This is a genomic window from Methylobacterium sp. CB376, assembly GCF_029714205.1.
Classification (GTDB): Bacteria; Pseudomonadota; Alphaproteobacteria; order Rhizobiales; family Beijerinckiaceae; genus Methylobacterium.
This window is the reverse complement of record NZ_CP121648.1, coordinates 4,899,132-4,919,326: the sequence shown is the minus strand read 5'-3', so window position 1 is coordinate 4,919,326 and position 20,195 is coordinate 4,899,132. Positions and strand designations below refer to the sequence as shown.

Genomic DNA, 20,195 nt, shown 5'->3' with positions numbered 1-20,195 from the left:
CCCTACCCGCCCCGCGCCAGGAACTGCCTGAGCCGCTCGGAGCGCGGCGCGCCGAACAGGGCTTCGGGCTCGCCCTCCTCCTCGATCCGGCCCTCGTGCAGGAACACGACCCGGTGCGCGACCTCCCGGGCGAAGGCCATCTCGTGGGTGACGATCAGCATCGTGCGCCCCTCCTCGGCCAGCCCCCGCATCACCCGGAGCACCTCGGCCACCCGCTCCGGGTCGAGGGCCGAGGTCGGCTCGTCGAAGAGCAGCACCTGCGGGTGCATCGCCAGCGCCCGGGCGATGGCGGCGCGCTGCTGCTGCCCCCCGGAGAGGTGGGCCGGGTAATGGTCGCGCTTGTCGGCGATGCCGACCTTGGCGAGCAGCGCCTCGGCCTCGGCCACGCACTCCGACCGGGGCCGCCGCTGGACGTGGACCGGCGCCTCGATCACGTTCTCCAGCACCGTGCGGTGCGGCCAGAGGTTGAAGCTCTGGAAGACCATCCCGGCCCGGGCGCGGATGCGCTCCACCTGGGCGCGGTCGGCCGGCACCCGCCCGCCGCGGCGCGCGCGCCACGCCACGGTCTCGCGGCCGAGCGTGATCTCGCCCGCGTCGGGCAGTTCGAGCAGGTTGATGCAGCGCAGGAGCGTCGACTTGCCGGAGCCCGAGGCGCCGAGGATCGCCACCACCTCCCCCTCCCGCGCCGACAGCGAGACCTCGCGCAGCACCTCCAGGGTGCCGAAGCGCTTGGAGAGCCCCTGGACGGCGACGGCCACCGGACGGGAAGGCGCGGGAGCGAGCACGGAATTCTCCGGATCAGGCGGGGCGCGGCAGCGCGGCGGGCCGCGCGCGCAGGTCGGGCGCGAGCCGCGCCTCGGCGAGGCGCACGAGGGCGATGATCGCGCTCACGGCGGCGAGGTAGAAGGCGGCGGCGCAGCAGAAGATCTCCAACGCCCGGAAGCTCTGGGCGATGAGCTTCTGGGCGATGCCGGTCACCTCCATGATGGTGATGGTGGAGGCGAGCGCCGTCGACTTGACCACCAGGATGACCTCGTTGCCGTAGGCCGGCAGGGCCTGCCTCGCCGCCAGCGGCAGGGTGACGCGGGACAGCAGCGTCAGCCGCGACATGCCGCAGGCGCGCCCGGCGAGGAGCGCCCCGTGCGGCACCGCCAGCACCCCGCCCCGGACGATCTCGGCCGTGTAGGCGCCGGTGTTGAGGCTGAGCGCGAACAGCGCGCACCAATACGGCTCCCGGAAGAACCACCACAGGTTCAGGGCCTGCAGGTCCTGCCGGAACTGGCCGAGCCCGTAATAGATCAGGAAGAGCTGCACCAGGAGCGGCGTGCCGCGGAACACGAAGACGTAGGCGCGGGACAGGAGGCTCAGGGGCCCGATGCCGGAGAGGCGCGCCGCCGCCGCGAGCAGCGCCAGCACCGCCCCGCAGGCGAGCGACCCGGCGGTGAGGCCGAGCGTGAGCGGCAGGCCGCGCGACAGGGCGACGAGGGTCGCCTGCAGGAAGGCGAGGTCGATCACGGCGTGCCCCGTCGCGCATGCGCCTCCGCCCGGGCGAAGCCCCAGGAGGACAGGCTCGTGATGAGGAGGTAGAGCGCCCCGGCGGCGAGGTAGAAGGTGAAGGGCTGGCGGGTCGAGCCGGCCCCGACCTGGGCCTGGCGCAGCAGCTCCACGAGGCCCGTCACCGAGACCAGGGCCGAATCCTTCAGCAGGATCTGCCAGACGTTGCCGAGGCCCGGCAGCGCGGTGCGGGCGACGAGGGGCGCCACCACCCGCCGGAACAGCAGCGCGGGCGACATGCCGACCGCCCGGGCCGCCTCGATCAGCCCGCGGTCGAGGGCGAGGTAGGCCCCGCGGAACACCTCGGCCTGGTAGGCGCCCGAGATGATGCCGAGGGCGCCGACGCCGACCGCGAAGGGCGGCAACCCGACGAAGCCGGTGGCGCCGAACAGCCCCGCCACCGACCCGAGGGCGGCGCTGCCGCCGAAATACAGGAGGTAGATGACGAGGAGGTCCGGCACGCCGCGCAGGATCGTCGTGTAGAGGCCCGCGAGCCCCGCGAGCGGCGCCGGACCCGCCAGCTTGGCGCAGGCCGCGAGCGCCCCGATCGCGGCCCCGACGAGGAAGCCGCACAGCGCGAGGGCGATCGTGGTCGCGGCCGCGAGCAGCAGGGCCGGGCCCCAGCCGGACGGCCCGAGGAGCGCGAGACTCTGCACCGATCCGGTCTCCCCCGGTCACTCGGAGGGGGTCATGTCGACCTTGAACCACTTGATCGAGAGGGTCTTCAGGGTGCCGTCGGCGATCACCGCGCCGATGCCCTCGTCGAGCCGGGCCTTGAGCGCCGCCTCGCCCTTGCGCAGGCCCATCGCCACGCCGCGGCCCAGGATGCCGCCGCGGAAGCGCGGACCGGCCAGCACGATGCTGCCCTTGAATTCGGGCTTCTCGGCGGTGGCGCGCAGCACCGCGTCGTTGGCCAAGATCCCGTCGATCCGCCCGGCCGCGAGGTCGAGGTCGTGCTGCTCGGTGGTCTTGTACTCGCGGATCTCGACGGTGCCCTTCAGATATTTGTCGAGGAAGTTGGCGTGGATGGTCGAGACCTGCGCCCCGATGGTCTTGCCCTTGAGCAGCGGCTTGATGGCGTCGATGGCCTTCTGGGCCTGCGCCTCGTCGGTGGCGAGGCTGAGCTTCTGGTCGCCGAGCGGGAGCTTGGCCAGGGGACCGTCGGCGTCGACCGCGAGCCCCGAGAAGTCGCCGCTGTAGGGGCGCGTGAAGTCGATCACCTTCTGGCGCGCCTCGGTGATGGTCATGCCCGACATGATGGCGTCGAACTTCTTGGCCTGCAGGCCCGGTACCACGCCGTCCCAATCCTGCACGACGAACTCGCAGGTGAGCTTGGCGCGCTTGCAGATCTCGCGGGCGAGCTCGATCTCGTAGCCGTCGAGGCTGCCGTCCGGCTTGGTGAAATTGTAGGGCGCGTAGGCGCCCTCGGTGGCGATGCGGACCACGGCCGGCACCGTATCCTCGGCGGCGGCGGGACGCGGCGTCCCGAGCGCCGCGACGGCCAGGGCCGCCAGGGCAAGGGCCGCCCGGGCAAGGGCCACCCGGGCGAGGTGCGGCCGGAGCGAGGGGGCGGACGGGAAGGTCGGCATGGTCGGTTCCGTGGTTGATCCGGCAAGGCGGCGTCATCAAGCGGCGAAGGTTCGGCTTCCGCAAGCCCCCTTCGGGAGCCCCCTTCGGGAGCCTCCTTGGGGAGCCCCCTTGGGGAGCCCCCTTCGGGAGCCCCCTTCGGGAGCCTCCTTGGGGAGCCCCCTTGGGGAGCCCCCTTGGGGAGGTCCGCGGCACGCCGCCTGCGCGAACCCGTCAAGCAAGGCGGATGCCGCGGGCGGGTTTGCACCGGAGCGCGGGCGCTGCTATCGGGCGGGCGGCCCCTTCGCGGGGCGCACGGGCCCGCTTTCGGGCCGCAAGGGCCCGCCGGGCCGCAGGGGCCCGCCTCCGGGCCGCAGGGGAGCACGACATGGGAGCCCGGCGCCAGGACGCGCGACGATCTCGGCCGTGACGCCGCCCGTCCGTTTCCCCTTGCCCGAGGTTGTCCGGTGAGTTCCCTGCCCCTGGTGATCCGCCCCGAGCGCGCGGGCGACAGCGACGCGATCGGCCGCCTGCACGAGCGCGCCTTCGGCCCCGGCCGCTTCGCGCGCACCGCCTACCGCCTGCGCGAGGGGGTGGCGCACCTGCCCGCCCTCTCCTTCACGGCCCTGGTGGGGACGCTCCTCGTCGGCTCGGTGCGGGTCACGCCCGCGCGGGCGGGCGGCGCGCCAGCCCTGGTGCTCGGCCCCCTCACGGTCGACCCGGCCTTCGGCGGCCGCGGCATCGGCGGCGGGCTGATGGACGCCTCCCTCGACGCCGCCCGGGCCGGCGGGCACGGGCTGGTGCTGCTCGTGGGCGACGCGCCCTACTACGCCCGCTTCGGCTTCCGGCCGGTCCCGCCGCGGCGCCTGGTCCTGCCGGGACCGGTCGACCCGGCCCGCTTCCTGGTGCTGGAACTGCGCGAGGGCGCCCTCGACGGGGTGTCGGGGGCGATCGTCGGCGGGGCGTGATCCGCTCTCCGGACGATCACGTCCGGACAGCGTCTGACGAGCCTGCGCGGCGCTTGAGCGAAGCCGACATCCGCATTGCCGAAATGGGAGATGGCGAAGCGATCCGTCGGATGTCGGATAAGCAACGCCGCTCGCCCCCGATCGCGCGGCCGGTGCGGGCTCACGCCCGCCCGCGACGTCCCTCGACGAGCCACATGGCCAGCACCGCGGCCGCCAGCAGCGCCAGCGCCACCAGGCCGAGCGCCAGCGGGTAGACCGAGACGCCCCGCACCACCGCGCTGTCGCTCGGCCGGAAGCCGATCCACTCGGCCCCGGCGAGGCGGCCCGAGCGGGCGATCTGGAGCCGCGGCACGACGACGCCGCCGCCCGCCTCCGCGAGGCGGCGGACCGAGCCGCCGGTCGCCTCGGCGAGCGGGCGCAGGCGCTCCGTGTCGCTGAAGACGTCGACGAGTTCGCGCGGATTGGCCGGGCCGACGCTGACGAAGCTGACGAGGCTGTCCGACCGCAGGGTGTGCAGGCCGAGTTCCCCCGCCTCGAAGGTCGCCGCGAACAGGCCGGGCCGGTCGGGGTCGAGGGTCAGCGTACGGGTGGCCCCGCTCGGCGCGGTCACGGTCACCGGCTCGGCCGAATCCGCCATGGTCTGGCGCTCGACCCGGACCTCGCGGCCGTGGCCGGTCGTGGCGGCGCGCAGCGCCTCCTCCTCCAGGGCCGGCTCCTTCATCAGCCAGTGGCCGAGGCGGCGCAGCAGGTCGAGATGCGGGCCGCCCTCCTGGTAGCCCCGGGCCCAGAGCCAGGCGTGGTCGGAGAGGAGCAGCGAGACCCGGCCCTTCTCCTCGCGCGAGAGGGCGAGCAGGGGCATGGACTCGGCCCCCGCCAGGATCGCCGTGATGCCGGGGCGCATCTCGGCCCCGATCAGCCGCAGCCAGTCGCCCCAGGCCGGCGGACTCGCCTCCGAGCCCGGCAGGTCGCGGGTGACCGGGTGGCGCTGGCCGCTGCCGGTCAGGGCCGCCTTGTAGGGCCGCTCGACCACGCGGCCGTTCGGCTCGCCGGGCAGGATCGCCGCCAGGCGGGTGCGCGCGAGGCTCGCGGCCGAGGCGAATTCCGGCCCCGCCGCGATCAGCAGCGCCCCGCCCTCGCGCACGTAGCGGACGATGTTGTCGAAGTAGCTCGACGGCAGCACGCTCTGGTTGGCGTACCGGTCGAAGATGATGAGGTCGAAATCCTTGATCTTCTGCTGGAACAGCTCGCGGGTCGGGAAGGCGATCAGGGAGAGTTCGGAGATCGGGGTGCCGTCCTGCTTCTCCGGCGGGCGCAGGATGGTGAAGTGGACGAGGTCGACGTTGGCGTCGGACTTGAGGAGGTTGCGCCACGTGCGCTCGCCGGCGTGGGGCTCGCCGGAGACGAGGAGCACCCGCAGCTTCTCGCGGATGCCCTCGATCGGCAGCACGGCGCGGTTGTTGGCGGTGGTGAGCTCGCCCGGCAGCGCCTCCGCCTCGATCTCGACGACGTTGGGACCGCCATGCTCGATGCGCAGGGTCAGGCTGAAGGGCCGGTCGGTGCGCACCGTCTGGCGAACCACCTCCTGCCCGTCCCGGCGCACCGTGACGGTGGCCGAGCCGGTGCCGCCGCGCTCCATCACCTCGGCGCGGATCGTCTGCTCGCGCCCGACGATGCCGAAGCGCGGGGCCTCGATCAGGCGGATCTGGCGGTCGCGCTCGTCCGGATGGCCGGTGACGAGGACGTGCAGGGGCGCCTTGACGCCGAGGGCGGCGGCACTGGCCGGGATGTCGTGCACGACCCCGTCCGTGACCATGACGATCCCGGCGAGCCGGTCGGGCGGCACGTCCGCGAGGGCGTTGGAGAGGGCGGTGAAGAGCTTGGTGCCCTCGTCGGTGCCGACCTCCGGCACCTCGATGAAGCGGGGCTCGATCTCCGCGAGGCCGCCGAAGCGCCGCTGCAGCTCGGCCCGGACCTGCTCGGTCATGGCCGGGCGGTCGCCGAGCATCTGCGAGCCCGAGCGGTCGATCACCACCGCGGCCACGTCCTTGACCGGCTCGCGGTCCTCCTGGACCAGGGAGGGGTTGGCGAGGGCCGCGAGCAGAAGGCCGAGGACCAGGACGCGCAGGAGCGCCACCGGGCCGCGGGCCACGAACGCCACGAGGCCGAGCAGACCCACCGCGGCGGCAAGCCCCCACAGGAGCGCGGTCGGAACGAGGGGCGAGACACTCAGGCTCAGCATCGATGGTCCTCAGCTCCGCCGGCCCGGCCGCGGGCGCGCGGGCGGGCACCCGGCCCGGCCGCCCCGATCGCGCCCGCCCTCACTGGCCGAGCCGCTCCAGCAGGGCCGGGACATGCACCTGGTCGGCCTTGTAGTTGCCCGTGAGGGCGTACATCACGAGGTTGACCCCGCCCCGGAACGCCATCTCGCGCTGGCGCGGGTCGCCCCCCACCACCGGATAGAGCGCCTCGCCCCGGCGCCCCACCGCCCAGGCGGAGGCGAGGTCGTTGCCGGTGATGACGATCGGCGAGACGCCGTCGCCCGCGCGGGCCGGCCGCCGCTCGGCCCCGTCGCCGGCCGGCGGCAGCGCCTCGACCCAGGTCTGGCCGTTGGCGTAGCGGCCCGGGAAGGAATCCACGAGGTAGAAGGCCTTGGTGAGCACGTGGTCGCGCGGCACCGGCTCCAGTTCGGGCACTTCGAGGGTCGAGAGCATGCGCTGGAGATAGAGCGCCTCGGCGGTGGGCGGGCCGCCGGAGCGCGCCATCATGGCGTCGCGCGTGTCGAAGATCACGGTGCCGCCGTTCTTCATGAAGGCGTCGATGCGCCGGATCGCCTGCTCGCCCGGCTGCGGGCGGCTCGGCACGACCGGCCAGTAGATCAGCGGATAGAAGGCGAGTTCGTCCCGCGCCGGGTCGATGCCGGCGGGCTCGCCGGGTTCGAGGGCCGTGCGGCTCGCCAGCATCTGGGTGAGGCCGGTCAGGCCCGCCCGGCTGGTCTCGTCCACGGTGGCGTCGCCGGTCAGCACGTAGCCGATGCGGGTGACGAGGGCGGATTCGATGCCGTTCGGCCGGTTCGCGGCCGGCTCCGCCGCCCGGGCGGGATCGGGCGCGCCCGGGAGGCCCGCGAGGAGGGCCGGCAGCAGCAGCGCCGCCGCGGCGGGCCGGCGCAGCCGGGCCGCCATCAGGCCGAGGAACCCGCCGAGCCACAGCGTGGCCAGCGTGTCGAGGACGAGGAGCAGCAGCCCGAGCAGGAAGAGCGGCCCGCGCAGGTCGCGCCGCGCCGCCTCCGACAGGCCGCCGAACCGCGCCGCCCCGAGCGGGGCGAAGTCGAGGGCGTGCAGCCGGTCGTCGGGCCGGAGGGCGTTCACCGCGAGGCCGCCGTCGAGCGGCCCGTAGAAGCCGGGCGGGTGCTCCGCGCTGGCCCGGTCGGTGTAGGTGGCGGGGATCGCCCGCGCGGTAGCGGGGGGCGGGGCGAGGGCGCCGAAGCCGTCGAGGGCGAGGCGCGGCGCCAGGACCGGCGGCGGTCCCGCCTGGGCGCCGCCGTCGGGCGGCGGCGCGGAGCCGGCGAGCGCCACCGTCCGGCGCAGCATGTCGACGAAGAGGCCCGAGAGCGGCAGGTTCGACCAGGTCGTGTCGGCCGTGACGTGGACGAGAACCATCAGCCCCTCCCCGCGCTTCGCCGCGGTCACGATCGGCGTGCCGTCCTGCAGCGACGCCCAGGTCCGGCGGGCGAGGTCGCCGTCCGGCTCGGCGAGGATCTGCCGCCGCACCCCGATATCGGCCGGGGCCCGCAATCCCGCGAAGGGGCTCTCGGGCAGGAAGGGAGCCAGGGTCTTGGGGCTGTCCCAGGAGAGGGCGCCGCCGAGCACGCGGCCGCCGCGGCGCAGGCGCACCGGCACGAGGTCGTCGCTGCCCGCCGCGAGGCGCGGCCCCGCGAAGCGCAGGAGGAGCCCGCCCTTGTCGACGAAGCCCGCGACGCGCTCCTGCGTGGCCGGGTCGAGGGCGCCGACATCGGCGAGCATCAGCACCGAGACCTGCGCATCGAGCATCTGCCCGATCGCTTCCGCCACGCCCTTGCCGCCCCGCGGCTCCTGCACGTCCGCGAAGGGCGAGAGCGCGCGCGACAGGTAGTAGACCGGGGACAGCAGGGGCTGGGCCTGGTCGCTGGTTCCGCCGAAGACGAGGCCGACCCGCCGGCGGCGCCCGCGCTCGTCCGCGAGGGTCACGGCGGCGGCCGAGCGCTCGCCCGCGACCTCGAAGCGCGCGATGGCGTTGCGGATCTCGACCGGCAGGTCGAAGCCGGTCTCCGCCTCGGTGGCGCCCGACGCGAAGGCGAAGGCCCCCTCGGCGAGCGGCAGGCCCTTGGCGTCGAGGGCCCGCACGGTGCCGGAGTCGCGGCCGTTCGGCTCGGCGCGCAGCACCCGGACGCCGATCCGCCCGCCGCTCCCCTCCGGCCCGGCGAGCGCCAGGGCCGGGGCGCGGTCGCCCTTCAGCACCGTGACGGCGGCGCCGGTGCGGGAGGCCGCCTCCGCGAGGCCGGCCGGGAAGCGGCCCTCGTCGACCCCGGCGACCCCGTCGCTGATCCAGACCACGGCGCTGCCGGGATTGCGCTCGAGGAACCCCGTCAGGGCGGGCAGGTGCGCGTCCCGCGCCGCGAGGTGGGGCTGGGGCTTGACCGCGCGCAGGCGCTCCAGCGCCGGGCCGGGGCCGGTCGCCTCCAGGCCGGCGGGCGCCGCCGCCGTGGCGAGCAGCGCCACCGGCCGCCCGGCCCGGGCGGCGGCCTCGACCTCCTCGCCCGCGACCCGCACCCGGTCGCGCCAATCCTGCGCGGCGGTGGCGCCGTTGTCGAGGACGAGGACGAGGGGCGCGCGCCCGTCGCCGACCGCCGGGGCGGCCGGGTTCCAGACCGGCCCCGCCACCGCGAGGATCAGGCAGGCCGCCGCGAGGAGGCGCAGGATCATCAGCCAGGGCGGCGTGCGGGCGGGGGTCTCCCGCTCGGGCAGCAGGTCGGCCAGGATGCGCAGCGGCGGGAAGTCGATCCGCCGCGGCCGCGGCGGCGTCACCCGCAGCAGGTACCAGAGGGCCGGCAGGGCGAGCAGGGCCGCCAGGGCGAGCGGCGCGGCGAAGGTCAGGGGAAGTCCGAACATCCGGTCCGCCTCCTCAACCGGCGCCGCGCGCCGCCACGAGCGTCAGCACGCGCAGCGCCGCCTCGCTCGCCGGACGGTCGGTGCGGTGGAGGCTGAAGGTCCAGCCGTGACCGCGGGCGATCTCGGCCAGCGCGTCCCGGTGGGCCCGGATCCGCGCCCGGTAGGCCTCGCCCCAGGCCGCGGCGTCGCCGACCCGCAGGGAGATCCCGGCCTCCAGGTCGTGCAGCTCGGCCTCGCCCGCGAACGGGAAGGTCTCCTCCACCGGATCCACGACGGCGACGAGGTGCCCGCGCCCGCCCGCGCCGGCGATGCCCGCCACCGTGGCGCGCAGCTCCTCGGGCGGGCTCAGGAAGTCGCCGATCAGCACCACCTCGTCGAAGCGGGCGACGGGCGCGCGCGGCGGCAGGTCCTCGTCGAGCCCGGCCGCATCGGCGGCCAGGGCCTCGGCGACGCGCTCCACGATCGCGCGCGAGGCCTGCGGCCGGGCGAGGCCGAGCAGCCCCACCCGCTCGCCCGCCTCCACGAAGGAATCCGCCAGGGCGAGGCCGAGCACGAGGGCGCGCTCGACCTTCGGGGCCTGGGCCAGGCTGGAGGCGAAGCCCATCGAGGCCGAGCGATCGACCCAGATCCAGACCGTGTGGGCCGCCTCCCACTCGCGCTCGCGGACGTAGAGGCGCCCGTCCCGGGCGGAGCGGCGCCAGTCGATGCGGCCGGCCGCCTCGCCCGCCACGAAGGGGCGGAACTGCCAGAAGCTCTCGCCGGGCCCGGCCCGCCGCCGCCCGTGCAGCCCGTGCGCCAGGGTCGAGGCCACCCGCCGCGCCTCGAGGATCAGGCGCGGCATCCGCTGGGCGAGGGCGAGGGCGCCCTCGGTCTCGCGCCGCCCGGGGGCGCGCTGCGTCGCGTCGAGGACGCGGGTCGAGGGCATGCCGCGCCCTAGAGGCGCGAGGCGAGCCGGCCGATCAGGCCGGGGATCGTCTCGCCGTCCGCGCGGGCCGAGAAGGTGAGCGCCATGCGGTGCTTGAGCACCGGCTCGGCCAGGGCCGCCACGTCCTCCACGGAGGGCGCGACGCGGCCCTCGATCAGGGCGCGGGCGCGCACCGCCAGCATCAGGGCCTGGCTCGCCCGCGGCCCCGGCCCCCAGAGGAGCTTGGGCGCCACCGCGGCGTCGCCGCCCTCCGGCCGGGCGGCGCGGACGAGGTCGAGGATCGCGTCGACCACCCGGTCGCCCACCGGCAGGCGCCGCACGAGGCGCTGCGCGGCGATGAGCGCGTCCGTGGTCATCACCGCCTGCGGCCGGTGCTCCTCGGCGCCGGTCGTCTCGATCAGGATGCGCCGCTCCGCCGCCCGGTCCGGGTAGCCGACGTCGATCTCCAGGAGGAAGCGGTCGAGCTGCGCCTCGGGCAGCGGGTAGGTGCCCTCCTGCTCGATCGGGTTCTGGGTCGCGAGGACGTGGAAGGGGCGCGGCAATTCGTGCCGCTCGCCCGCCACCGAGACGAAGTGCTCCTGCATCGCCTGCAGCAGGGCCGACTGGGTGCGCGGGCTCGCGCGGTTGATCTCGTCGGCCATCAGCAATTGGCTGAAGATCGGGCCGCGCACGAAGCGGAAGGAGCGGTGGCGGTCCTGGTCCTCGTCGAGGATCTCGGTGCCGAGAATGTCGGAGGGCATCAGGTCCGGGGTGAACTGGACCCGGCGGGCATCGAGCCCGAGCACCGTGCCGAGGGTCTCGACGAGCTTGGTCTTGGCAAGGCCCGGGAGACCGACGAGGAGCCCGTGGCCGCCGGCCAGGATGGTCACCAGGGCGAGGTCCACGACCTGCTCCTGGCCGAAGATCACCTGGTGGATCGCGTCGCGGGCGCGTCCGACCGAAGCGAGGCAGGCTTCCGCGGCGGCGACGATGCCGTCGTCGAGGGAGGTCGCGGGGGCCGGCGCGCTGCCGTGGGTCATGGGGGATCCTCTGCTCGCGGTGGTTCCCGGATCCGCCCCGATCCGCACCAGACCGTGGAGTTTGGAACCCTGCCCTGCCGGAGGCAAGGTCGGCGAGACGACGCAGGGCAGGGCGCCGGGCGGGGCGGCGTTGCGGGAGGCGCGCCGGCTCGGGTAAGCCCTCGCCATGAGCGACCTCGACCCCTCCCAGGGCTGGCATCCCTTCACGGATCCCGGCTTCGTCGACCTCGTCGGCCCGATCTTCGTGCGCGAGGGCGAGGGGCCGGCCTCCTACGCGTTCCGGGCCGAGCCCAAGCACGCCAACCTGATCGGGGTCGTGCAGGGCGGGATGCTGATGACCTTCGCGGACCGGGCGCTCGGCGTGACCGCGATGGCGGCGGCCGAGGGCGCGAACTGCGTCACCGTGCAGTTCGAGATGCAGTTCATCGCGGCCCTGCGCATCGGCGAGGTGGCGACGCTGGTGCCGCAGGTCGTCCAGCGCACCGGCACCCTGGTCTTCCTGCGCGGCGACGTGACGAGCCGGGGCCGGGTCGCGGCGACCTGCACGGGCGTGTGGAAGATCCTGCGGCGGCGGCCCGATCCGGCCAGCTGAGGACGTTCAAAACCGTCGCGCCTCGCCTATCTTCAGCGCATGACGCAGACTTCGTCCGGCCCCGCCTCACCGGAATCCCCCTCGCCGGGCCCGCTCGCGCGCCTCGCCGCCGCCCTCGGGCCGGAGGCGGGCCGGCGCGGGCCGCCCCCGGTCGAGCGCTGGAATCCGGCCTATTGCGGCGAGATCCCGATGCGGATCGCCGCGGACGGCACCTGGCACTACAACGGCAGCCCGATCGCGCGGCCGGCCCTGGTGCGCCTCTTCGCCTCGATCCTGCGGCGGGACCCGGACGGGCGGATCGTGCTCGTCACCCCGGTCGAGCGGGTCGGGATCGAGGTCGAGGACGCGCCCTTCCTGGCCGTCGAGATGGCTGTGGAGGGCGAGGGCGAGGCGCGCCGCCTCGCCTTCCGCACCAACCTCGACGACCTCGTGCCGCTCGACGAGGCGCACGGAATGCGCTTCGAGCGCGACGCCGAGGGCGGCCTCAAGCCCTACATCCACGTCCGCCACGGGCTCTGGGCGCTGGTGACCCGCGCCCTCGTCTACGACCTCGTCGATCTCTGCGAGGAGCGCGAGGTCGAGGGCGCGCGCTGGTTCGGCCTCGCGGCGGGCGGGCGCTTCCACTCGATCCTGCCGGCCGCGGAGCTGTCGTGAGCGCCTCCCCCGCGCCGCATCCCTCCGCGGTCGAGCTCTTCCTGGCGCGGGCCGCGGCGGGGCTGCGGGCCGAGCCGCCCGGCCCCCTCGAGCCGACCTCGAATCCGCGCGGCGACCACGACGTCGAGCCCGACGTGCTGACGGCCGCGCTCGCGCGCCCGCCGCGGGCCGCCGCCGTGCTGGTGCCGGTCCTGGCCCGGCCGGAGGGCGTCACCGTCCTGTTCACGCAGCGCGCGGCCCACCTGCGCGACCATTCCGGGCAGATCGCCTTCCCGGGCGGCAAGATCGACCCGGCCGACCCCTCCCCGCTGGCGGCGGCCCTGCGCGAGGCCGAGGAGGAGATCGGCCTGCTGCGCGGCTTCGTGCGCCCGCTCGGCTACCTCGACGCCTACCTGTCGGGCACCGGCTTCCTGGTGACGCCGGTCGTCGGCCTGGTCGATCCGGCCGCGCCGCTCAGCCTCAACCCGAACGAGGTGGCGGAGGCCTTCGAGGTGCCGCTCGCCTTCCTGATGGACCTCGCCAACCACGCCCTGCACAGCCGGGAATGGCGCGGGCGCCAGCGGCGCTACTACGCGATCCCGTTCGGCGAGCGCTACATCTGGGGCGTGACGGCCGGCATCCTGCGCAACTTCTCCGACCGGCTCGCCGGGGCGCCGGCGGCCGCTCCTTCCGGCCCCGGCCAGGCTGCCCCGCGATGATCCGCGCCGTTGCCGACGACCTGATCCTGTTCTTCCTGCCCTTCGCGCTGTTCGGGATCTACCTCGTGCTCAGCCGGCGCAGCCCGCTGGTCTGGCTCCACTGGAGCGACCACGCCCTGCGGCTCGCGCTGGCGGGCGCGGTCCTCGTGGTGGGCTCGCTCCTGGCGGCGGGCCTGTTCGCCGAGCGGCACGGGCACGGCTTCGTCCCGACCCACATCGAGAACGGCCGGGTCGTGCCCGGACAGTTCCGATGAGCCTGCGCGACGCGGGCGGCCTCGCGGCCCTGCTGGCCCGCGCCCCCCTGCGCAAGGTGCTGGACGCCCTCGCCCTGCCCGGCGAGGAGACCCGCCTCGTCGGCGGGGCGGTGCGGGACGCGCTGCTCGGCCGCGCCGTGGCGGATGTGGACCTCGCCACGACGCTCCTGCCCGAGACGGTGATGCGGCGCGCCGCCGCGTCGGGGCTGAAGCCGGTCCCGACCGGGATCAGCCACGGCACCGTCACGGTGGTGGCCCACGGCGAGCCCTTCGAGGTCACGACCCTGCGCGAGGATGTGGAGACGGACGGCCGCCACGCGGTGGTGCGCTACGGCCGGGATTTCGGCCGGGACGCGGCGCGGCGCGACTTCACCATCAACGCGCTGTTCGCGGATGCGGGCGGGCACCTGCACGACCCCGTCGGCGGCCTGCCCGACCTCGCGGCCGGGCGGGTGCGCTTCATCGGCGATCCGGCCCAGCGCATCCGCGAGGATTACCTCCGGATCCTGCGCTTCTTCCGCTTCCACGCCCGCTACGGGCGCGGTCCCCTCGATCCCGCCGGCCTCGCCGCCGCGATCGCCGCGCGCGACGGCCTCGCCACCCTGTCCCGGGAGAGGGTCCGGGTCGAGATGCTGAAGCTCGTCGCGGCGCCGGGCGCGCCCGAGGTGGTCGCGGTCATGTCCGCGACCGGGCTGCTGCAGCGGCTCCTCGGCGGGATCGGCGATCTCGGCCGCCTCGCGCGGCTGCGCTCCCGCGACGACCCGCCCGACCCGGTGCGCCGGCTCGCCGCCCTGGCGGTGCAGTCGGAGGCGGATGCCGACCGGCTGCGCGAGGGGCTGCGGCTCTCCAAGGCCGAGCACGCGCGGCTCGCGGGCGCCGCGGCCGCCCTCGCGGCGCTGCACGGGGCGACGGAGGCGATCGACGCCGCCGCGCTCCGCCGGCAGGTCGCCCGGCACGGCCTTCCGGCAATCATCGACGCGACGATGATCCTCGCGGGCGAGCCCCGCCCCATCCTCGACGAGGAGGCACGGGAGCTGCTCGCCTCCCTCGCGGCGGGCCGCATCGCGGTGCCGCTTTTCCCGGTGACGGGGGCGCAGCTCGTGGCCGGCGGGGCCACCCCGGGACCGGGGCTCGGGCGGGCGCTGGCCGCGGCGCGGGCGGCGTGGCTCGCCGAGGGCTGCCCCTCCGACGCCCCCGCCCGCCAGCGGCTGGTGAGGCTGGCGCTGGAGGCGGCGCGGGCCTCCGATGGCTGATCCTATCCAGGCGGATCCCGTCTCACGCGCCCGCGCGGCGCGTGAGCGACGCCCCCAACCGCCGTCCCGAAGGGATCAAGCGGAGTGGGTAGGTGACCGGCCTTCGCCAGACCGGCGGTGACGAGGCGTGACCGCCGGTTCGGTTCACGAAGGGCCGTCGAGCCCTTGGCGCGTGTTGACCATGCGAGAGCGTCGCCGGCCCGGTGCGTCAGCGTCCCGGGCTCACGCGGTCGCGGCGAGGCGCCCGGCCGGGCCGGGGCGCGCCTCGGCGGGGCGCAAAGCCGGGGCGGCGGCCATCACCGCCCGCAGCAGCTCGGCCTGCCGGCGGGTCCCGGTCTTGTCGAACAGGCGCGCGAGGTGCGTGCGCACCGTCGCCACGCCGATGCCGTAGGCCTCGGCGATCTCGCTCAGGGTCATGTCCTGCATCAGGCCCCGCAGCACCCGCAATTCGCCCTGGGTCAGCCCGTAGAGGCGCTCCAGCGCCTCGCTCGGAATCGACACGGCCGCGTCGGGATCCTGCACGAACAGGGCCGCCACCGGCTGGCGTTCCCCCTCGCCCCCCGCCCCGCCCGGGACCCGCATGCCGCGCCGCGGACCGGGACGATCTGCCCGACGAGGCCGCCCCGCGGACCGGACCCGCGGCGCGAGGGGAACGGCAGCGCCGCGCGGCAGCGGGTGCGGTCGTCGTCGCGGCAGGCCGCGAGGGCCCCTCGAGCGCCCCCTGCGACCAGGGCTCCGCCGTGGCCAGCGTGCCCGCCGGCAGGCGCCGCAGGGCGTCGCCCTGGCGCAGGATCGCCTCGGCGGCGGCGTTCGCGCGCAGCACCCGGCCCGCCGCGTCGAGCAGGAACACGCCCAGGCTGAGCGCGTCCATGGCCGAGGACAGGCCCTCCGCCTCGCCGCACTGCTCGGCGAGGAGCTGGCCCGTCTCGACGGCCCGGCGCACGTGCGGCAGCAGGAGCGTCATCAGCTCCCGCGCCTCCAGCGAGACCGGCCGGTCGAAGGAGGCCGACAGGCTGCCGCATCCCCCCGAGGCCTTGGTCAGCACGCCGGCGATCAGGTCCTCGACCTGCTGCGGCCGGCACCATTCCCGGTAGAAATGCGTGCCGCGGAACGCGTCCCGGTCGATGAGCTCCGAGAGGCCGACCACGTCGCCGACCTGCGTGAACCACGTGCCCAGGGCGAGCGGGGAGAGGCCGGCGAAGCGCTCCGCGTAGAGGGAGCGGTGATCCGGCGACAGCCCGACATCGACGGCGAGCCGCCCGGTTCCGGTCTCGGCATCGTGCACGCCGATCCAGCCTGCCACGGCGCCGAGCGCCTCGACGAGCCGCGCGAGCGTGTCCGGCCAGAGCTCCGGATCGCGCCCGCAATCGTAGATGCGGCCGACCAGATCAGAGAATTCGCCCTGCGACAGCGGCATGACGGTGCCCCCCGGCGGCTGCGGCCCAGGCGTGCGGGGGCGCTCCCCCGAGGCGGGGGGGCCGAAGCATCGACCTGGAGAAAGACCGATCATCCCCAATCGGCCGGGCGGAACTCTGGTATCTTTCTGGGCTGCTCGGCAAGACCTCGCGGGCACAGCACGGCCGCTATGCGCCCGTGAGGTGCGATTTCGCACGAGGCGAAAGTGTCTGCACAGTTTCGGCAAGATGCGACCGGCGCGGATGTGGTATCGTTCATGAACGGGCGCTCGATCGCGACTTGCGGGCGCGGGCCTCGGGGCGGCGCAGCCCGGGGGGCGCCGCGCCTGAAAGCCGCGTCGGAGGCCGTCCGCGCCCCTCCCGGACGGCGCGCTCCCGCTTGACCTCGCGTTCGCGAACCCCACGTGTGAGCGGTTCTCCCCACGCGCCAGGAGGCAGAGCGGCCGATGTTTCCTTTCCGCAGCCCGCGGCCGGTGGCGGTGGCGGTGGCGGCCCTGGCGGTGCTCACCGCGCCGGCCCGCGCGCACGACCTGTGGCTGACCCTGAGCACGCCGGAGGCGGGGCCGCAGGTCCGGGTGAATTTCGGCTCTCCGCGGCAGCGCTTGGCCCCGGCCAAGCCCAAGGTGATCGACCTGCAGGCGATCACGCCCGACCAGACCGTCAGCCTGGTGGCGCCCCTGACGCCGAGCCCGCCGGAGGTGCCGCCCGCGCTCGTGGCCGCCCTGCCGACCAAGGCCGCCCGCACGCTCCTCGCCGCGACCTACGACAGCGGCTACTGGGTGACGCTCATGGACGGGAGCGGCCGCAACACCAGCCGCCGCCTCGTCCCGGACGCCCGGGACAGCCGCTGGGCCGTGCGCTTCGCCAAGGCCGCCCTCGGCCCCGCCGCCCCCTGGTCGAAGGTTGTGGGCCACACGCTGGAGATCGTGCCGCTCGAAGTGCCGGCCGCCACCGCCGGGGCGATCCGGGTGCGCGTGCTGTTCCGCTCCGAGCCCCTCGCCGGGGCGGTGGTGAATTACGGCGAGGGCAGCGCCGACCTCGACCCGGCGCAGGCGCCGCGCGTCCTCACGGACGCGGAGGGCGTGGCGACGGTGCCGATCCGCAAGGCGGGGGCGCAGCTGATCACGGCGCGCCACAGCGTCAGCCCCTCGGCGACGCCCGACCTCGCCGACCGCGACGAGTACAGCGCGACCTTCGCGTTCCGCCTCGACGAGCAGCCGGTGAACTGACCCCGGTCCGGGCGTCGCGTCGGGCGGTCTCCCTCTCCCCCGAGTCGCGCCGCCCTTCAGAGGGGCAGCACCTTGCCCGGGTTGAGCAGGCCCTCCGGGTCCAGGGCGGCCTTGATCCGGCGCGCGAGGGCGATCTCCTCCGGGGTGCGGCGCCGGACCAGTTCCGCCGCCCGGTACTGGCCGATGCCGTGCTCGGCCGAGATGCTGCCGCCGAAGGCCTCGACCACGTCGTGGACGACGGCGTTGACCGCCTCGCCCGCTTGGTCGGCCGTCGCCAGCACGTTGTAATGGATGTTGCCGTCGCCCATGTGGCCGAAGGCGTTAGGCCGCGCGCCGGGCAGCTTGTCCGCGAGGGCCCGGTCCGCCGCGGCCAGGAAGGCCGGGATGGCGGCGATCGGCACCGAGACGTCGTGCTTGACGCCCCGCCCCTCCTTCGCCTCGGCCTCGGTGATGCCCTCGCGCAGGGCCCACAGCCCGGCCGCCTGCTGGCCCGACTCGGCCAGCACGCCGTCCTGCGCGTCACCCTGCTCCAGCGCCGCGCCGAGCACGGCCTCGGCCGCCTCGCGCAGGGCGGGAAGCGAGGAGGCGGCCTCGACGAGGACGTACCAGGGGCTCGGGCCGAGCGGGTTGCGCGGGCCGCCGTGACGGGCGACCAGGGCGAGGGAGAGGCCGGAGATCAGCTCGAAGGCCTGGATGGCCTCGCCGAGTTCGTCCTGGGCGAGGGTGAAGAGGCGAAGCGCCGCCTCGGGATCCGGCACGGCGAGGAGCGCCGTCGCCACGTGGCGCGGGCGCGCGGCGAGCCGCAGCACCGCGGCGGTGATCACGCCGAGCGTGCCCTCCGAGCCGACGAAGAGCTGCTTCCAGTCGTAGCCGGCATTGTCCTTGCGCAGGGCGCGCAGGCCCGCGACGACGCTGCCGTCGGCGAGCACGACTTCGAGCCCCAGCACGTTGGCGCGGGTCATGCCGTGGCGCACGACGTTGAGCCCGCCCGCATTGGTGGCGACGACGCCCCCGACCATGGCCGAGCCCTCGGCCGCGAAGCTGATCGGCAGGACGCGGTTCACGGCGGCGGCGGCGTCCTGCGCGGTCCTGAGCACGCAGCCGGCCTCGGCCGTGAGGGTCAGCCCGACCGGATCGACCGCCCGGATCGCCGCCATGCGGCCGAGGGAGAGCACGACCTGCGTGCCGGACCGATCCGGCGCGGCACCGCCCGCGAGCCCGGTATTGCCGCCCTGGGGCACGATCGCCGCGCCGGCCTCGCGGCACAGCCGCACGACCTCGGCGACCTCCCCGGTCGAGGCCGGGCGGGCGACGCAGGCCGGGCGCCCGGGAAAGAGCCGGCGCCAATCGACGGCGTAGGGCGCGACGTCGCTCTCCGCCGTGAGGAGCCCGGCCGGGCCGAGGCGGGCGGCGAGGCGCGCGACGAGGTCGTGATTCGTCTCCGGGCTCATCGGGGCGGTCTCCGGGGCTTGCGAGGCGCCCGCCGTGGCGCGGATGCCGCCGCCGGTCAAGCGCGGCCGAGCCGCCGCGGCGGGACCATCGCCTCAGCCCCCGAACCGCTCCGTGCGGATGAGGCCGCGCGCGACGCCCGCATCGATCAGGAGGTCGCTCGCGGCGCTCACGAACGGGTTGCCGCCGCACACGAAGGCGTGCGCGGGCGGGCCGAGGCGGGCCAGCGCCTCCGCCACGCGCGCCGCGTCCAGGCGCCGCCCTCCGGGCACGCGGGTGAGGGTCAGCATCAGCTGAAAATGCGGCTCGTCCGCGTCCCGCCGCAGCAATTCCTCGCGGGCGATGACCTCGTCGGGCGTGCGCGCCGAGTAGACGAGGAGCGCGGGCACGCCCGGCGCGGCCGCGGCGCGGTGGCGCAGCATCGACAGGAGCGGCACCACGCCCGAGCCGCCCCCGACCAGCAGGAGGGGTCCGCCCTCCCCGCCCCCCAGGCGAAGGCGCCGATCGGCCCGCGCAGCTCGATCCGGTCGCCGGCCTCCGCCACGTCCGCGAAGAAGGTCGAGACCTCGCCGGCGTCGAGGCGCTCGATCATCAGGTCGAAGGCGTCGGAGCCCGGCGCGGAGGCGATCGAGTAGCTGCGCTGCGCCTGGTAGCCGTCGGGGGCGGTCAGGCGCACGTCCACGTGCTGGCCGGCCCGGAAGGCGAAGGGTCGGTCGGGCCGCAGCGTGAAGCGCTTCACCCGCGGCGTCTCGGCGGCGATGCCGGTGATCACCGCCTCCTGCCAGGCGAGGACCACCTCAATCGTCCGAGAAGCGCTGCTCGCGCCAGGGGTCGCCGTACATGTGGTAGCCGCGCAGCTCCCAGAACCCGGCCTCGTCCTTCGGGGTGAAGCGCAGGCCCTTCACCCACTTGGCGCTCTTCCAGAAGTACAGGTGCGGCACCAGGAGCCGGGCCGGGCCGCCGTGGTCGGGCGCGATCGGCGCGCCGTCGTAGTGGGTCGCCACCATCGCCCGGTCGCCCGCGAGATCGGCGAAGGGGACGTTGGTGGTGTAGTCGTCGTAGCCCTCGGCGAGCACGAAGGCGGTCGGGGCCGCGATCCCGGCCGCCGTCAGCAGGTCGTCGACGCGAACTCCCTCCCAGCCCGTGTCGAACTTCGACCACTTCGTCACGCAATGGATGTCCCCGCGCCATCCGCTGCGCGGCAGGGTCTGGAACTCCTCCCAGGTCCAGCTCTTCAGCGGCCTGGGGCCCTGCCAGAGGGTGAAGCGCCAGTCCCGCAGCGCGATGCGGGGGGTCGGGCCGAGCTGCAGGACCGGGAAATCCTCGGTCAGGTACTGCCCGGGCGGCAGCCGCTCCTCGACAGGCCGTGACGGGCGCCGGCCCGTGAACCCCCGCGTCGCCATCGCGCTCTCCTGGTCGGGCGAGGCCGAGACGCCCCGCGGAACCGGGCCAAGATGGGGTGCGGGCGCGCCGCC

18 protein-coding genes and 1 pseudogene are annotated in these 20,195 nt (G+C 75.4%); 7 read left to right on the top strand and 12 right to left on the bottom strand.

Annotation, left to right across the window (positions count from 1 at the left end):
- Positions 1-2: 2 nt before the first annotated feature.
- Genes QA634_RS22520 through QA634_RS22505 form a run of 4 tightly spaced genes read right to left on the bottom strand, consistent with a single transcriptional unit; the run spans position 3 to position 3,143 of the window.
- Positions 3-785: an ABC transporter ATP-binding protein gene (locus QA634_RS22520; RefSeq protein ID WP_012334218.1), complete on the bottom strand. Its 783-nt coding sequence runs from the start codon at positions 783-785 to the stop codon at positions 3-5.
- A 13-nt stretch (positions 786-798) separates the two neighbouring features.
- Positions 799-1,515, bottom strand: coding sequence for an ABC transporter permease (locus tag QA634_RS22515; RefSeq protein ID WP_012334217.1), 717 nt, complete (start codon positions 1,513-1,515; stop codon positions 799-801).
- Complete coding sequence (locus tag QA634_RS22510; RefSeq protein WP_012334216.1) at positions 1,512-2,210, bottom strand: ABC transporter permease; 699 nt, start codon at positions 2,208-2,210, stop codon at positions 1,512-1,514. Before QA634_RS22510 ends, QA634_RS22515 begins: the two co-directional genes overlap by 4 nt.
- Before the next feature lie 18 nt (positions 2,211-2,228).
- Entirely contained in the window at positions 2,229-3,143 is a 915-nt protein-coding gene (locus QA634_RS22505) for a transporter substrate-binding domain-containing protein (protein WP_012334215.1), read from the bottom strand.
- A gap of 444 nt (positions 3,144-3,587) precedes the next feature.
- On the opposite strand from QA634_RS22505, the gene QA634_RS22500 reads away from it, so the two are divergent.
- Positions 3,588-4,088, top strand: coding sequence for a GNAT family N-acetyltransferase (locus QA634_RS22500; RefSeq protein WP_012334214.1), 501 nt, complete (start codon positions 3,588-3,590; stop codon positions 4,086-4,088).
- A gap of 160 nt (positions 4,089-4,248) precedes the next feature.
- Here QA634_RS22500 and QA634_RS22495 read toward each other — a convergent pair whose 3' ends face one another.
- From QA634_RS22495 to QA634_RS22480, 4 genes are all read right to left on the bottom strand, one after another.
- Positions 4,249-6,327 carry a membrane protein gene (locus QA634_RS22495; RefSeq protein ID WP_012334213.1) on the bottom strand — a complete coding sequence of 693 codons (2,079 nt, stop codon included), beginning with the start codon at positions 6,325-6,327 and terminating at the stop codon, positions 4,249-4,251.
- Positions 6,328-6,406: 79 nt separating this feature from the next.
- Positions 6,407-9,232, bottom strand: coding sequence for a DUF4159 domain-containing protein (locus QA634_RS22490; protein ID WP_012334212.1), 2,826 nt, complete (start codon positions 9,230-9,232; stop codon positions 6,407-6,409).
- 13 nt (positions 9,233-9,245) lie between these two features.
- The gene (locus QA634_RS22485; RefSeq protein ID WP_012334211.1) at positions 9,246-10,157 is read right to left on the bottom strand and encodes a DUF58 domain-containing protein; all 912 of its coding nucleotides are present in this window, start codon (positions 10,155-10,157) and stop codon (positions 9,246-9,248) included.
- An 8-nt stretch (positions 10,158-10,165) separates the two neighbouring features.
- Positions 10,166-11,176 carry an AAA family ATPase gene (locus QA634_RS22480; RefSeq protein ID WP_012334210.1) on the bottom strand — a complete coding sequence of 337 codons (1,011 nt, stop codon included), beginning with the start codon at positions 11,174-11,176 and terminating at the stop codon, positions 10,166-10,168.
- Positions 11,177-11,342: 166 nt separating this feature from the next.
- Between QA634_RS22480 and QA634_RS22475 the strand changes: the two genes are divergently transcribed.
- From QA634_RS22475 to QA634_RS22455, 5 genes are read left to right on the top strand one after another with little or no spacing between them, the layout of a single operon-like run.
- Entirely contained in the window at positions 11,343-11,768 is a 426-nt protein-coding gene (locus QA634_RS22475) for a PaaI family thioesterase (protein WP_012334209.1), read from the top strand.
- Between the two features lie 39 nt (positions 11,769-11,807).
- Positions 11,808-12,422 (top strand): DUF1285 domain-containing protein, encoded by a 615-nt coding sequence (locus QA634_RS22470; RefSeq protein ID WP_012334208.1) that lies wholly within the window; start codon positions 11,808-11,810, stop codon positions 12,420-12,422.
- The gene (locus QA634_RS22465) at positions 12,419-13,120 is read left to right on the top strand and encodes a CoA pyrophosphatase (protein WP_012334207.1); all 702 of its coding nucleotides are present in this window, start codon (positions 12,419-12,421) and stop codon (positions 13,118-13,120) included. Before QA634_RS22470 ends, QA634_RS22465 begins: the two co-directional genes overlap by 4 nt.
- Positions 13,117-13,374, top strand: coding sequence for a DUF6111 family protein (locus QA634_RS22460; protein ID WP_012334206.1), 258 nt, complete (start codon positions 13,117-13,119; stop codon positions 13,372-13,374). Before QA634_RS22465 ends, QA634_RS22460 begins: the two co-directional genes overlap by 4 nt.
- Positions 13,371-14,627 carry a CCA tRNA nucleotidyltransferase gene (locus tag QA634_RS22455; protein WP_012334205.1) on the top strand — a complete coding sequence of 419 codons (1,257 nt, stop codon included), beginning with the start codon at positions 13,371-13,373 and terminating at the stop codon, positions 14,625-14,627. The genes QA634_RS22460 and QA634_RS22455 overlap by 4 nt, the downstream gene beginning before the upstream one ends.
- Positions 14,628-14,849: 222 nt before the next feature.
- On the opposite strand, the gene QA634_RS22450 is transcribed toward QA634_RS22455, so the two are convergent.
- Complete coding sequence (locus tag QA634_RS22450) at positions 14,850-15,209, bottom strand: helix-turn-helix domain-containing protein (RefSeq protein WP_283026797.1); 360 nt, start codon at positions 15,207-15,209, stop codon at positions 14,850-14,852.
- Between the two features lie 1,279 nt (positions 15,210-16,488).
- On the opposite strand from QA634_RS22450, the gene QA634_RS22445 reads away from it, so the two are divergent.
- Positions 16,489-17,271 (top strand): DUF4198 domain-containing protein, encoded by a 783-nt coding sequence (locus tag QA634_RS22445; RefSeq protein ID WP_012334203.1) that lies wholly within the window; start codon positions 16,489-16,491, stop codon positions 17,269-17,271.
- Between the two features lie 56 nt (positions 17,272-17,327).
- Here the strand turns inward: QA634_RS22445 and QA634_RS22440 are convergent, their stop codons facing one another.
- The 3 genes and pseudogenes from QA634_RS22440 to QA634_RS22430 all read right to left on the bottom strand — a co-directional run bounded on the left by QA634_RS22440 (position 17,328) and on the right by QA634_RS22430 (position 20,123).
- Positions 17,328-18,722 (bottom strand): FAD-binding oxidoreductase, encoded by a 1,395-nt coding sequence (locus QA634_RS22440; protein ID WP_012334202.1) that lies wholly within the window; start codon positions 18,720-18,722, stop codon positions 17,328-17,330.
- A 93-nt stretch (positions 18,723-18,815) separates the two neighbouring features.
- A pseudogene (locus QA634_RS22435) lies at positions 18,816-19,516 on the bottom strand (FAD-binding oxidoreductase).
- Position 19,517: 1 nt separating this feature from the next.
- A complete protein-coding gene (locus QA634_RS22430; RefSeq protein WP_012334200.1) occupies positions 19,518-20,123 on the bottom strand; it encodes a sulfite oxidase-like oxidoreductase in 606 nt (201 codons plus the stop codon).
- Between the last annotated feature and the right edge of the window lie 72 nt (positions 20,124-20,195).

Bases quoted from the DNA above. Each gene is read 5' to 3' on its own strand.
- QA634_RS22505 (WP_012334215.1), bottom strand. From the start codon at position 3,143: ATGCCGACCTTCCCGTCCGCCCCCTCGCTCCGGCCGCACCTCGCCCGG.
- QA634_RS22470 (WP_012334208.1), top strand. From the start codon at position 11,808: ATGACGCAGACTTCGTCCGGCCCCGCCTCACCGGAATCCCCCTCGCCG.
- QA634_RS22440 (WP_012334202.1), bottom strand. From the start codon at position 18,722: ATGAGCCCGGAGACGAATCACGACCTCGTCGCGCGCCTCGCCGCCCGC.
- QA634_RS22430 (WP_012334200.1), bottom strand. From the start codon at position 20,123: ATGGCGACGCGGGGGTTCACGGGCCGGCGCCCGTCACGGCCTGTCGAG.
- QA634_RS22450 (WP_283026797.1), bottom strand. From the start codon at position 15,209: ATGCGGGTCCCGGGCGGGGCGGGGGGCGAGGGGGAACGCCAGCCGGTG.
- QA634_RS22490 (WP_012334212.1), bottom strand. From the start codon at position 9,232: ATGTTCGGACTTCCCCTGACCTTCGCCGCGCCGCTCGCCCTGGCGGCC.
- QA634_RS22480 (WP_012334210.1), bottom strand. From the start codon at position 11,176: ATGACCCACGGCAGCGCGCCGGCCCCCGCGACCTCCCTCGACGACGGC.
- QA634_RS22495 (WP_012334213.1), bottom strand. From the start codon at position 6,327: ATGCTGAGCCTGAGTGTCTCGCCCCTCGTTCCGACCGCGCTCCTGTGG.
- QA634_RS22455 (WP_012334205.1), top strand. From the start codon at position 13,371: ATGAGCCTGCGCGACGCGGGCGGCCTCGCGGCCCTGCTGGCCCGCGCC.
- QA634_RS22445 (WP_012334203.1), top strand. From the start codon at position 16,489: ATGTTTCCTTTCCGCAGCCCGCGGCCGGTGGCGGTGGCGGTGGCGGCC.
- QA634_RS22475 (WP_012334209.1), top strand. From the start codon at position 11,343: ATGAGCGACCTCGACCCCTCCCAGGGCTGGCATCCCTTCACGGATCCC.
- QA634_RS22485 (WP_012334211.1), bottom strand. From the start codon at position 10,157: ATGCCCTCGACCCGCGTCCTCGACGCGACGCAGCGCGCCCCCGGGCGG.
- QA634_RS22460 (WP_012334206.1), top strand. From the start codon at position 13,117: ATGATCCGCGCCGTTGCCGACGACCTGATCCTGTTCTTCCTGCCCTTC.